This window comes from Sedimentibacter saalensis (assembly GCF_007830175.1).
In the GTDB taxonomy this organism is placed as follows: domain Bacteria; phylum Bacillota; class Clostridia; order Tissierellales; family Sedimentibacteraceae; genus Sedimentibacter; species Sedimentibacter saalensis.
On the sequence record NZ_VLKH01000004.1, the window covers coordinates 65,079 to 79,715 of the forward strand.

The following is a 14,637-nucleotide window of genomic DNA, read 5'->3' on the forward strand; positions in this document are numbered from 1 at the left end:
AATGCTAAAACAACTACTATAAATTGTAAACTATTGTCTTAAAATTCAATATACCAATGATCTGTAGTGAACAGCTCTCTACAGATCATCAACTGTCAAATCATAATCGTCTTTTGGAAATAAATACTGGTAAGATGCTTCTGCAGAACCCTAGCATCTGTTTTTTCTCTCTTTTTCCCTTCTAACTAATTCTAACAGCGGACAAGTAATATGTATAAAGTAAATGTAATATAATCCCATAGCCTCAATTAGCTGTACTACAAATAATGAATTTATCCTATAAGTGTTTCATTAAAAATTGTTATTAAAACATTATCTGGCATTTCCTGGTTAAGATAAATCTGTAACATTCCTTTTGGTGTAATCTTAAATTGCTCTAATTGTTGTTTATGTTCTAAAATAGCTCCTGCTTCAATATTTATATGGTCTTTAAATGGAATAATCCGTATGAATTTTTCTCCTACATAAAAACTCGGTAACTTTGCCCATAATTTTTCTTCAATTTCACAAGGAACACTTTGAATAATTAGTTTTCTTAAATCAATAAAATAATCTTGAATGTCCACACAATATTTTTTAATATAATCCTGAATATCTTCATTCATCGCCTATTCCTCTACAAATTGGACTTTAACTAATTACTTCTAATAATTCATTTAGAGATTTAATCTCAATAATATTTTTGTTATTATTATTAATATCATGTTTACGGTTAATAAAAACTGGTGTAAAGCCAAAACTTTCTGCCCCTAAAACATCAGCTTTAAAATTATCCCCAACGAAGTAAACTTGTCTCATTTCGATGCTATTATCATACTTTTTAATATCATCAAATACAATTTTAAATAAATCTTTATGCGGCTTCCTTATTTTATAATCAGCACTAAAATATATATTAATAAAATACTTTTCCAGATCATATTGGTTTATAAATTTTTTCATTACATTCTTTTTAAATATGGAATTGCTTAATAAATAAACTGGAATTCCTAATAACTTAAGCTGTTCTAAAGTAGAAATAGTGTCATCAAACAATTCCGTAGCATTTATTTCAAGTGCACAATTATATAAAATTTCTTCTAGCGGATAATTTACTTTAAATCCATATTTATTCTTAAAATCTAAAAGTTCCTCTTCAAATGCTAGCTCTGAATTATCCTCGCATCTTTTATCATAAAGTTCTTTCCAATATGTAGCTGCATAATCTAGAAATTCAATTTTATCAGTATTTTGTGATAAAATATTTTCATGTAGATAAGATAACCCCAAATTAATATTAAAATCAATATCATGAAGCAATGTCTCAAATAAATCAAAAACAATGACTCTAGTTTTTTCCATAAAACAACTCCATAAATTCTAATTTATATTTTAATTCTCCGCAATTTCATTCTTATCTAATTATAATAGTATCAAATTGCTCTTCATGAAAATAAAAACGTTCTCTTAATAAACTGACATAATCATCTGTTTGGATGAATTGCTTAAATTCATTATATGGTAGATAACGATAATCTATAGTTTCTCCATCTTGTAATTGAATTTTTGTTTTTTCTTTGTTTATGAATACTATAAAGCATTTATAAATCGAAGGAAAATTCTTATAGTTATAAGAGTATACAAAATTCAAATCAGAATTCATTACTTCTATTCCAGTTTCTTCCCTTAGTTCTCTGATTGCACCTTGTTCTGGTGTTTCGTTTTTCAAAACTGAACCACCAGTCACTTCCCACTTTAGAGCAAATAGTTTATTTTTATGTCTTTGAGTCACCAATACTTCATTACTTTCTGTTATCGTATAAATCTCAACAACAATATTATAAACACCTTCTGGAATAGGTTCATCTCTAAACAGATCAAATCCTAATTTATTACCATCTTTATCATAAGCATCCCATACTTCTCTTGCCATATTACACTACCTTTCAATTGCTAATTAATATTTTTCATAATATAGTACCTAAACCTATTATCCAATAAATCATAATGAAGAGGGCGAATTTATCTCTCCAATATTACTCAATTTCTTTAGTTCATTTACCATATCGCTCCATATTGAAAAAGAATGGTCAATTTCTTCTGATAAACCACCTAACCTAATAACCTCTAATAACTTTTCATTGCAGCCTTCGGGTTTAATATTGAAATTTTCAATAAAATCAAGTGTTCTTTTTCTACTTGGGAAATAGACTTTATTAATAGCAAACAACGCTTGAAGGAAATGGTCAACTGCAATATCCATAGCAAAGTGGTAAAACAGTACATCTTTTCTGACTACTGCACGTTCCAAATCTTCGGTATCATCAAGTTCATCTAAATGGTATTGAATAAGTATCTTTCCTAGTTTATCCGGGTACTTGGATAATCTTTTTTTCAAGTTATCTAAAAAATTACTTTTATCATATAAAATATTGATATTTTTTAACATGGCGCATCTTCCTATTGGATAGTAGTAATTATCCAATTTATCTGGGTATTTACCACTGAGTATAGATTCTACATCTGTTACGGTTTCGTTTACTGTAAAATACATTAACCAAGTTTCAATTCCGTTTATAAGCACGAAGTCACCTATTCCCCAATGTCCCCCTTCAAAGATATTTACCTTAACTTCTTGTACATGGTTACCCAAATGATTTAATATGGCTTGTCTTTTTTCAGGACTAGGTACTATATCACAATATATAAAAATATCAATATCCCCTTCTCCTGCACGTGGAAAAGAGCTCTTACTACCACATATTCCTATTGATTGTACTTCACTCATTTCTGAAATATTACTTATTAAAATATCTATGATTTTATACGTATCATAAGCCATGATATCTCCATGAAAATTATTATTTTAATATAATTTCCTATCATTAAAGTAATGTTTAGTTTGTTTTATTCTGCAAATGTGCAACAAATTATTTCGCTCATTAAAACAATCATAACTTACTATTATAAAAAATTCCATATGTTTTTAGACCAGTGGGGATGGTTCCACATATTATTAAGTAATTTTGTATAACTAATTTAATATTAAATACCCTCACTGAATATTTTACCTACTTTTTTGCTACTATAAAAATCTTTCAGTGCTACCCAATCTTCAATACTATATTCATTATAAACTTCTTATTTGCTCCAGTATGTCCATGTAATCATTGGTTCGTATCCAATTTTGCTATAGAATGAATTACTTCCACCAGTCATATGTGTTGCACCAAGTGGTTTCATTCTTCTATACATTTCTGATAATGCAGCAGCTGCAAGACCCTTCTTTCGATACTCTGGTACTGTGCAAAGCGGCTCCATATATGCCAAATGATTTTGCGGTGTCCACCACATTCCAGCCCAGCATACATAATCGCCATCTTCATTCTGAATTGCTACATCATACTGTGGCGTTGCATGAGGTGAATAATATAAATGATATCCGCAATCAAGATTCTCATCCCATGGACCTTCTTTTTCATGGTCAAAACCTTTCCAGCAGCATATCAACGCTTTTGCCATATCGTACTTATGGGGTTCCACAAAGCTAAAACCTTTTGGCAACTTATAATCTAACTGTTTATTGAAGTCAAAAATCATATCAACATATTCATCAGTTTTTTCAAAGCCTGCATCAATGGCCGCCTCAGCCACAGCATCCTGACCTTTAAAAATAATGAGTTTCAAATTTCCATCCTTATCAATTAGAGCCTTAGCTGCATGTTCAATCATCTCAGATGCGATTTCTTCATATCCTGACCTTAAGCTGAAAAAGGCTTTGCCAAGTTGACTTTCATAGAAACAGAATCCCACAATGTCGCCATCTGCTTCCCAAATCATATTCCTGTGACTCATTGTCTTATCTGACCAATCAGAGGAAAGCGCATATTCAAAGAATGGAGCTGGAACTCCATTTCTCCAATCTTTTTCATAAATATCAATCATAAACTGATATATTGCCATAAAATCTGAAAGAATCATAAATGGCCTTTTGGTTATATTTTTCATATTGTTGACTCCGATCTTAGATTTATTGTTGGCACCATTCAGGTAGTTTTCCCTTTACTGCCCACCATGACTTAAATATTCCGCCTGAAAAACCTAATTGGCTGTAAATACTTGCTGCTTCTGGGTTATGTGTATGCAGATATATGAAGTTAACTGATAATCTAAATACGTCATAGGAATATATTTTTCTGATTCAACAATTTGTTCTAGCGTTTTCATATAACTACCCATTTAGCTCATGTTCTATTATGATAATTGATTCTTCATTATCACCAATCATTTCAACTGATATCTTTTTGACCACAGTACTAAATATATCATTACATTTATTTACATCATCAAATGCTTTATTAAGCAAATCAATAGATGATAAATTTCCAACCGTCATATGTGGAACATAGTCATAGCCTGCATCAAATTGTTTTAGTCTACCTTTGTATAATCTATCATGAATATTTTTTATTTCATCTATACCTTGTACTACATTTAATAACAAATAATTGCCGTAATTATTTATCTGCTTACTGAACCCTTCTAATTCCATCTTGAATGGTTGTATGTCACTTAAACACTCTTTCAAATGCAAATTAAGTTCCTCATTAGTTAACTCACTATCAAAAGGAAAAACCAAGGTAATATGAGGCAATACTAAGTCTGCTAATGGGTCATATTTCTTACGGATATCATTAATAACATCAATATTTTCAAATTCAGGAAAAATCATAATAGTTCTAAAACGCATAACCACATCTCCTTTCTGATTTTATAAACTCCAAAGTTCATTACCTTCAAAATCAAACACTTTAAATATTGGATATTCATTGTCTCTTGAAATAATAAACAACTTATCATTTAATACATAAATAGTATCAAAGGCATAATGTCCTAATGTTGAATAATCAAAGTAGAACAAATTTTTACGATTAGTTCCATCAATATTCATTACATCTACATAAATACCACTCTTATCTACTTTGGTATAATCATGGCAATATGTAAAGAATATTAAGTCATCTATTATACTGATTTTCCTTAATAAAAACCCGTCATCAATTTCAAATATTTTATCATATTCACTTATATTTTCCATTGAATGCCTCATAATAGAATACCTTGAATTAGTATAAATGCAATCATTGTATTCCTGAATATTATCAATAACAGTATCGTACTCAGTTACCGTACCTGAATTAATGTCATATTCTCTAATTTTACTATCGATTCTATAATATATTTTATCATTTATTAATCGTAAACCAGGCGATTGAGGTAAAGCAATGCTATCATCAAATGTTTCCATTTCACCATTTAATAAGTTATATTTATAAAAGCCATAGGCGTAGCCTGCTTCTTGTTCTTCAACAAATACTGTCATATAAATTATATCATCATGGATTATAAAATTATTTATCAGCTTCTCCTTATCGCCATATATGATTTGATAGTTTCCTCCATCTGTGTCAATGCAAGATATCCAAGAATTTAATTGTTTATATCCTTGAAAATACAATTTTCCATCATAATAATATAATTCATAACATTTTTGTTTAGATATGGTTTCATTGCCGGTACCATCTAACCTAATTCTATTTATATAATTTGTCTTTATATCAATATAATAAATGTAATTTCCATCAGTAGCTATTCGATTATAATTATCATCAATAGCACTTAAATTAAATTTATCAATTTTTTCATTTGCAGCTATGGATGGGTAAGTCAGCACTGCACCCTGGTCTGTAATTTTACATTTGATTTCATTAAGAACACCGTAAGCGCCGACTTTTTCATCATATCCTTCTGATTTTAATACAAATTCTGTTTCACTGATAACATCACCTAAAAAATAATTGTCTTCAGTTGTTAACAAATGCACTTTTTTAGAGATATTTTTATTTATATAATAATAATCAAAAGATTTCGCATAATTATTTTCATCATATTCTGCTGGAATAGAAACAATTGCAAAGTTGTCATTATAGCCATTTACATTTGTTTCAGCTTTATCTGTTATTTCAAACATATTTTTATAGCCTTCATCTAAAGACACAATTTCCGTTAATATTTCTGAAGGCTCTCTTCCCATACCATGTTTATAAACTATATGAAAATTTGAGATTTTAAATTTTCCTCTGCCAAAGGATGAATAATCCTCTAATTGACTGAATAAATCTTTATTATCAACAAAATAAAATAATTGTTTATTATTGCACTCTCCCATCATCATTGGAACGTATTCTTCATATTTTTCATCATAGTATATAATTCCTAAATTTCTGCCGTGCAGTTCACCGTAAAAAATATTATAATAGCCTTCTGTCTCTATTTCACCGCATAAGCTTACTCTAAATCCCTCATCTCCAAATTTGTCTACTGAATCAACAATAAGTCCTAAAACTCTGTCTTTAACTTTAACATCTAAATCCAAATCATTTGTTTCATAACTTTTGCCCTCATATAAAATTGTACCTATATTATCAAACAGTGTTATGTCAATTAAATTGAATCTGTCGTAATTATAAATATTCTTTAAGTCAAATTTAACTTTTACTTTATAAATTCCTAAATCTTTTGGCAAATTTTCTGTGACTGATAAATTATCATAATATATAAAATAACTTTCATCATTTAAATAGTACAAATCATAAATACTATATTTATCTTTAATTATTTCTCTGCTTTCTTTATCAGGAACAAAACAAATACTGCCTATTCCGCCAGATGAAATTTCATAATTACCATCGGTAATTATTTCGCCGGTTAAATATTCTGATCTGTCTATTTCTACTACATTTTCTTCTGCATTGTTATCAGTATTATCATTGTTGGTTTTAGGCGTGTTAATAGAACATGATGTTATCAAAAACATTAGCATCATAGCAAATATAACAAGTTTCTTCATTGTAACCTCCATAACTTATCAAGTTTAATCTCACTCAATTTTATACAATAAATTAAAAAATAAAAAATCATACTGTTACAGCTAAACTAACATTATGAAATATTTCCCTTGTTATATATATTATAATTTATCTTCTCTTATCTCTATTCTAATGTTACGTATAATTTAAAATGTAATATGCTATCTATTATATGTCATTCTTTAGCTTCCTCTATACCATCCGCTGATACCATCCTTTTTTACCAAGTAGCCTCTGGAAGTTTTTTGAATAACTGAAAGCTCATCTCCTACTTTCACAGGTAAACAATAGTCTGTATAATCATCGCATGTCGAATTCTCACTATAGCTATATATATAACTGTTAAGTATATAGAAGCAATACCCCGTGGTTATATGTTGTACATATGAAAATTCGTCACCTTTCTCGAGAATCTTGATTTTATTATCCGTATAGCGGATGTTTACTGAATTTGCAGACTCCTCTTGTGATGTCATTGCGATGTCGATAGGAAAGTCATCATAGCTTGAAAAAGTAAAATCAGCAGAATTGATGTCGGGTATAATTAATGCATTGAGTTGACCATCGCGCTTTAATCCGCAACCACCATCAATACTGATGATTTTTTGATTATGATTTACAATCGGTTTTGAGCATGCTATCTTGTCCCCATATAAAGTAACCGGCCAATGACCGACTATAACATATTTGGGAAAGTATAAGTTTTTATTTATAAAGGCATCATTTTTTAGAACATTAAATGCATCGTCACCAACGAGAGAATCAATATCGGCAGTCGGCAGTCCTCCGTGGACAAATATAAAATTTTGTGTTTCTATTATTGTTGGAAGAGAACGAAGAAATTCAAATTCGTCATTGAAGCTTTTGCTAATTCTTAGTTTTGCCTCCGGTATATCCGAAGGGGAGCTTATACAAAAATTTAATTCATCGCACATATCCGCAAAAAAACATCCACCCCAACGTTCTTTCATATATATTATATAGTCTAAGAGCTCCTCGTTACTTTCAGCATCGTCATCTTCAAACATAGTAAGGCGCCACGCATCTACATTACCCATTAGGACATACACCGTATATTTTTTACAAATATCCATAACATATCTAAGTGTCTTTAAACTTTCGGGACCTTTTTCAATAATATCACCAATAATGAAGAGTATATCTTCCTCTGAAAAATTTACCGTTTCAAGCAGGTTTTTTAGATGCTTGTAGTGACCATGAACATCACTCGTTACAATAATCCTTCTGTCACTTGGTACATTGATTTTATTTACAGTTGTTTTCATATGATTTCCTTCTACTTCATTTGCAATATGTTGTTTTTTTATTTATTGGTCATTTTAGTGATTCTTTTGATTTAAGTTTTAGTATCTTTTCACCACTTCTAATGGTTCTCCTCCGTTCATTCCGTCACCTACATTTTCACAAGATGAACAAGGTAATTTAGAGGTGGGGGGAAATCTTGGAAAGTTGTGTTAAAATCTCTAAAACAAGACGTCACATTCTCAACATGCGGTGTAGATACTTGAATAGTGTTTTTGATTACTTTTAAATAATTTTGCTATAAGATAAGCGCAACCACTCAGAAGATTTTATTGCTTCTCCAATTAGTCTTAAACACACCTTTTGAAAACGTTACTTAACCAATCCAACACCCAAATCAATCTGTATTTGTTTAAACACATTTGGAGAAATACTTGTTATTTCCGGGTCTATTTCAAAGGTGTCCCATTGAGGGGTACCACCTAGGATTAAATTAAACCACTTTTCTCTATCCTTCACAGTTCTATAAATACTTTCGTCTATAGTGTTTTTTATATATGGATAAAATACATCCAAAGTTTCCCTTCCATCATTTACCTGAAGCTTGGAAATTAAGCTGTTAATTCTATCAATACGCCCAACACGCTGCTCAAGAGATGCCGGATTCCATTCTAAGTCATAATGAATAACTCGTTTGCATTCTTCCTGCAAATCAATTCCTTCTGACATGGTTGAAGTTGCTATGAGAACTTTTGGATTAAAAGGAGTATTGAACCCAGCCATAATTTTTTCTCTTCGCTCATTAGTCGTTTCACCAGTGCATTTATCTACAATTTTAGTACTTTTTAAACCCAAAATCATTTCTTTTCTTGCAGTTTCTGATTCTGTACTAATATATTTTTCTATAAACCGCCCATAGGCACTTTCCCAATCAAGTATGTTTCTCTTTCTAAATGTTTTATTTAAACAAAAGTTATCACTTCTATTAGGATTTTTAACCATATTATTTCTTAGTTCAATCAAAAATCTTTTGTCCACCCTTAAAAATCCAATCATTGCTGATACTAAACTGTAACGTTCACTTGGATTTAACATATTAAGTTTATCTGAGTACCTATCCCATATTCCGTTAAATGTAATAATTTTATTTATAACACTTATTGAAATATTTCTTATTTCATTCTCATCAGTATTATCATATTTTTCATCAGCTGCATCGTCATTAGTTAAATAAATTCCGTTTTCAATATAATTTTCATTTAGTATATTACTAACCGTATCAAATAAATCTGTTGAAAAATCATAAACGACCTTTTTCCACTTAAATTTTGATAAAACTTCTTTGAAAACAAGATGCTCAACAATTCTTTTCAAGTACATGTAATTAGCCTTGACAGATCTATTGTATCGTAAATACAACCTTGTAACGCTATCCTTAATGGATTGAGCTTTTGGCAGAATATTATTTTTTCCGCCGCATAATTTAATTACTGGTATCAGTACAGAATTTATATAACTTTCCTGTAGTAAAATCCAAGAAATATCATTCTTGTTATAGAATCTTTTGTAGTAATTTTCAAAACTCTTTTCCGTGTTATCCTGAAACAATCTTTTAATATCCTTATTATAGTTTTTATCAAGATGCTCGGAAATTCTTTTTTCAAGCTCTTCTACAGTTTTTATTCTATTGCAAAAAATTAAGGTTTTATTTCCGTTATTAAGATTTTCAACAACTTCATCAACAACGCTGTTTATTTTTGGATGATCTAGCTTTTCAATATCCATTTTTTTCAGAATATTTAATGAAGGCAAGTCTTCTAACTTATATAGCGATGAGTTGACGGATGAACTGTAGGAAGAAGTTAATGTTTGTTTTGCATTTGCTATAAATGTTTGGTCTCCTCTTTTCATTAACTCAAAAATAGCCTTTTCTGCCATAGCAAAAGGGATTAAGGAATCCTTAAACAGAGGTATGCCAGTCCTTTCTTCGCTGTTAAGAGCACCTATAACTTCATTTCTGTATTTATCCTTCTTTTTTACATTTCTGATTATGACATTTTTCATTACATTTTCTAAATTAACCTTTTGCTCATACACAGACAAATACAATTTATATGTATTTTCAATATCAATATTAATACCTTTAACATTTTCCCCACATATCATTTTTTCAAGAATGTAATTGTCAGCTTCAGTCAACCTACCAACAAAACATTGAAATTCGCTTGTTAAAGCAATATACTTCTGCATTTCGGTAAACATTAAATTAATATTTTGTTGAAATTTTTGTTTCAATTCCATAGGAGATTTTCCTGCTTCAAACAATCTCATGACGGATTTCAATTCAGAAACAGACAATTGAAAAGGAGTAGCAGTTAAAAATATTGCCTTATCAAATTTGTTGTAAATAACTCTCTCTAAAGACTGTCTCCTTACCGTATTTTCATTTTTCATATTATGTGCTTCGTCTAATATAAGCAGCGAGGCATCAGGCAATACGGAATTAATAGCTTTATACCTTAATTCCTTCAATTCCTCCCATATATAGCTAACCGTATCATCATCAATGCTTTTACCTGAAATATTTGCCTTATCCAAGTTCTCATACCAAGATTCATCCATATCTTCATAGCTGATGCCAATATCATAAAAATCAGTAGGACTTTTTATATTTTCATTTCCTCCTAATGCTTTCAAGACCTTTTCTCTTGTTGTTCCCCATAAACGTCTATGTTTGAACCAGCATGACAAAAAGAAACTCTTCTCATTTTTCCACCCAATAGAAACAAAAACATTTACAGGAATCAGAATTATTTTAGCAACCTTTGATTTTTCCTTTATTTCCTGTATATATGACAAGTAGTCACCTTTAATAGTTTTAATATCATTAGGATTAAAGGGATAATTTATATTTATTAAATTTACCTCCAAGAACTTATTTAATTCTTTGTACCATTTTGCATTAAGCTGCCAGCTAGGTGTGATAATGATAATAGATTTTTCAGGATTCTTAGTCAAATAGTATGCAGCAGTAGCAATAGCAACATAAGTTTTTCCCATTCCTACATCATCTCCTAGAATCATGCCAGGGCTATTTTCAAGCATGTTTATTAAAACAGCACACGTCTTTGTTTGTAGTGATGCTGTTATTGAATCCGTTTTTTTAGATAAATCAAAAATATTATTCAATTCTTTTACATCCATCTCACACCACCAATCCATATTCCTTAAGCAATATCTGATACTGCTTCTTAACATTTCCTGTTGCGGTTTCTGTTACAGCCTTAATAATTTCCTTTGGTTCCTTTATTAACATACTAAGAATATTCTTTTTTATATCTTCATTAACCCAGTCCTCTTGATATGATAAATGTTCAATAACATTCCAAATTTCTACAAGGTATAAAAAAGTTTCTTCATCAGTTGTATCAATTTTGTTTTCCTTGCTTTCTTTATAGTTTTCCAAAATTAAACTTATCAGGTTTTTAAGTCCAATGGGTTCATTTATAAAATTGATAAATGCATATTCCGTATAATATGGCTTTTCAAGTCCTTTTCTTAGTGTATCAAGAGCCTTGTAAAACCTCTGCAGATTTTGCCTGAAAAATATAGTAATGTTATCCTTGTATAGGTCGTCGCTACTAACAATTTCTTTCATCCTTTTTAGTTCCGACATACTCTTATATCTACCTGATAGATAATCAATAATATCTTTCATATTTATATCAAAGGAAAACCTAAAATCTTCAGTAATAATTTCTTCTTTATTTGGAATAAGAATAGGCACATAAAAGCTGAAATTTTGACATATAATTTTTAAATCCTGCTGTTTTTTTAGTGAAAAATTCTTAATAACAACTTGATTCACAACGTCATTTACTGTTTTTATATTGTGGTCATTATAATTTATTTCATAATGAACTACTGCCTTATTCACATTAATTTGAATAGTAAGGTCTGTCCCATCAAAGACTGCACTGTCTACAAAACAGTTAATTATGTTTTCAGGTTCATTTTTTTCAACGACCAATAGCTTATTATACGGAATCTTGGTGCATTGTGGTAATATCAATTTCGTTTTCGAATAATTAATTACTCCAACTTCTATATTTCTTAAATTATTTAAGTTAGACATCATAGCATTATTAGTAAAATTAACAGAACCGCTTAAATATAGATTATAAACATTTTCTAACTCTGCATATATAAGCTTTGCATGATATGTTCTCACAATAGTTTCTTCATTATCTTCCCTATCCCATTCTCTTGGAATAGCATATAAGCTAATATCTTTGTATGTATTTAATAATTCTTTAAATATATTTTCCGGAACACTTACTAAATATTTATCCTGCTCCTTGTTGTAGATTGCAGGGAAGCATATATTAATCTTTAATATTGGGTATTCTGATTTAATTCGCTTTAAAAACGACATGATTAGAGAGCCATCAAAAGCTTTTTCTCTGTCATTCTCAAAAAATGGAGACATTATAGTTAGAGTCTTGCACTTTGCCTTCATCTCTTTTATCTCCTGCAAAACTTTTGAAAATATATTTTCATTAAAACAAGTGGCAGTTATTTTAGGGTAACCTTCCACATAAATTGATTTAATTAAAAAACTTTTAATTTCTTTAATAGCTTCAATATTGCTTAAATTATATCTATCTTCCATAAATGAAATTATATAAAGAAGTTCCCTAGATAAAGAATTGTTTTTATTTAAATAAATATCTTCGTACCACAACAGTTCGGCATTATAACATAATCCTGATTTTGTCAGATTCCCTGATGATATGATAACTCTCATGAATTTGTTAAATAATAAAATATAACATTTAGGATGAAAAGTTTCAGTTGATACTGTAATATTATCATAAAGAAAAGTCCTCCCTCCATTATATTGTTTTGCATCAGAAATAACAGCTACAGGAACTTCTTTTAGCTTTAAAGCGATTTGATATCTGTATCTAAGTTCACTTTCATTAGGATCATCAACTATACCTAAAAATGAAGGTAAAATATGATGTTCAAACAGTTCAGCATCAAAACCATAGGTCATGAACAATGCAGCAATTGGTTGATTACCACCATTATCAATTAACTCAAAAAAATCATTATATTTCATCATTTGGCTTCCACCCTGTATCTTTTATCAACCTAATTATGTTTGGGATTTTATAACTATGCAAATACAGAAGTCCATCAGTTTTTTTAGGATAATCATAACCGCTTAAGACAACAATATTCATGCCGTCCAGCACTACCCATGCTCCGCTTCTTCTTTTTTCCATTATATTATTATGGTACCTAATCAAATCGATTAAAAATTTCTCATAGTTAATATTTTCTTGCTTAATATATTTTGATACGACATTGTAAAAAGACTGTCCATGTAAACTTTCTAAAATTGTATTATAATTTACTTTTGTAACAAGCTGGTTTAATACTTTATTGCCAAAAATATAGTCTAAATGTTCTTTACATGAAGATGCACATTCTGCAACTGATATTGTTCCATAACTTTCTTCAGCAGATTTTATTATTGCACACAATAACCTATTTAATATTACTGCTATTGTTTCAAAAGAAAGAATTGTATTAAACCCTTCTATTACTTTCTTTTCTTCCTCTGATGAACTATCAATCTTTACTATATTTTCTATTGTTTTCATAGCATTGTTATTTTCATAATCATAACACTTATATATATTTTTTATTGCAATATAATTTTTAGGATTATCCAATATGTATAACCTTATCTGTTCTCTTTCATCTATATGATAGTTCTCATTAAATTCAAAGCCATCCAAACGTGTATGATAACCAAATGATTTTAGAGAACCCATTCCTTCTTTTTGTATAACTTTCTGTTCATCAATTGCTTTAAAGACTAATTTATCATAAATATGATGATCAACAAATAATTCAGCTAATTTCTCACCCTTATGAGTCAAGTTTAAAGAGTAATCAATTAAATCAAGATCCTCCATGCTTGTCCTGTAAGCGCCTAGACCTCCCAATTCAAGTTGTCTTGTCAAGAATTTAAAATCATTTCCAAGTGTTGTCATTCTGTCTGAACGAGCCTTCAAAGCACCTCTCTTGCCTCTGAAGTCCAATTCCTTGCCGTCTCTTTCAAAAAGCTTTCCATCATACGACTCTACTACAGCTCTTGCCCAATACTTCTCATATAATTTAAAAATCTCTAAAATATCTTTGTCAAAAAAAGGTCTCCCTTGTAATGATAAATATTTCTTAGAAATATGTAATCCGTAGCAAACCATGCTGTAATATCTCGCTCTTGATGTCCTTGTAGTAAAACTTGGCAACACAACATTTCCAAGTATCTGTGCAAAATAATCAAAAGCTAAAGGATCTTGTAGGCTTGATTCGTTTTCTAATGGTGAATACTTGGTCCATGTAAGATTAAAGTTACCCATTTATATACTCCCACCTTTTTACCAAATCT

General features: G+C 29.8%; 11 protein-coding genes. All 11 read right to left on the reverse strand.

Going from position 1 to position 14,637, the window contains the following annotated elements; translation table 11 throughout:
* Positions 1–272: 272 nt before the first annotated feature.
* The 11 genes from LY60_RS07920 to LY60_RS07970 all read right to left on the reverse strand — a co-directional run bounded on the left by LY60_RS07920 (position 273) and on the right by LY60_RS07970 (position 14,608).
* Complete coding sequence (locus LY60_RS07920; protein WP_145082219.1) at positions 273–605, reverse strand: DUF1801 domain-containing protein; 333 nt, start codon at positions 603–605, stop codon at positions 273–275.
* A 25-nt stretch (positions 606–630) separates the two neighbouring features.
* The gene (locus tag LY60_RS07925; protein WP_145082221.1) at positions 631–1,341 is read right to left on the reverse strand and encodes an HAD family hydrolase; all 711 of its coding nucleotides are present in this window, start codon (positions 1,339–1,341) and stop codon (positions 631–633) included.
* A gap of 52 nt (positions 1,342–1,393) precedes the next feature.
* Positions 1,394–1,912 (reverse strand): NUDIX hydrolase, encoded by a 519-nt coding sequence (locus LY60_RS07930; RefSeq protein ID WP_145082223.1) that lies wholly within the window; start codon positions 1,910–1,912, stop codon positions 1,394–1,396.
* Positions 1,913–1,981: 69 nt separating this feature from the next.
* Positions 1,982–2,821, reverse strand: coding sequence for a DUF4037 domain-containing protein (locus LY60_RS07935; RefSeq protein ID WP_145082225.1), 840 nt, complete (start codon positions 2,819–2,821; stop codon positions 1,982–1,984).
* A 299-nt stretch (positions 2,822–3,120) separates the two neighbouring features.
* Positions 3,121–3,987, reverse strand: a complete 867-nt coding sequence (locus LY60_RS07940) for a GNAT family N-acetyltransferase (RefSeq protein WP_145082228.1) — start codon at positions 3,985–3,987, stop codon at positions 3,121–3,123.
* A gap of 223 nt (positions 3,988–4,210) precedes the next feature.
* Positions 4,211–4,729, reverse strand: a complete 519-nt coding sequence (locus tag LY60_RS07945) for a 2'-5' RNA ligase family protein (protein WP_145082230.1) — start codon at positions 4,727–4,729, stop codon at positions 4,211–4,213.
* Positions 4,730–4,750: 21 nt separating this feature from the next.
* Positions 4,751–6,889 (reverse strand): DUF5050 domain-containing protein, encoded by a 2,139-nt coding sequence (locus tag LY60_RS07950; protein ID WP_170226138.1) that lies wholly within the window; start codon positions 6,887–6,889, stop codon positions 4,751–4,753.
* A 201-nt stretch (positions 6,890–7,090) separates the two neighbouring features.
* On the reverse strand, positions 7,091–8,194 hold the full coding sequence (locus LY60_RS07955; RefSeq protein WP_145082234.1) for a metallophosphoesterase: 1,104 nt from the start codon (positions 8,192–8,194) through the stop codon (positions 7,091–7,093).
* A gap of 349 nt (positions 8,195–8,543) precedes the next feature.
* Complete coding sequence (locus LY60_RS07960; protein ID WP_170226139.1) at positions 8,544–11,375, reverse strand: helicase-related protein; 2,832 nt, start codon at positions 11,373–11,375, stop codon at positions 8,544–8,546.
* Position 11,376: 1 nt separating this feature from the next.
* Positions 11,377–13,299 carry a phospholipase D-like domain-containing protein gene (locus LY60_RS07965; protein ID WP_145082238.1) on the reverse strand — a complete coding sequence of 641 codons (1,923 nt, stop codon included), beginning with the start codon at positions 13,297–13,299 and terminating at the stop codon, positions 11,377–11,379.
* The gene (locus LY60_RS07970; RefSeq protein WP_145082240.1) at positions 13,286–14,608 is read right to left on the reverse strand and encodes a hypothetical protein; all 1,323 of its coding nucleotides are present in this window, start codon (positions 14,606–14,608) and stop codon (positions 13,286–13,288) included. The genes LY60_RS07965 and LY60_RS07970 overlap by 14 nt, the downstream gene beginning before the upstream one ends.
* Between the last annotated feature and the right edge of the window lie 29 nt (positions 14,609–14,637).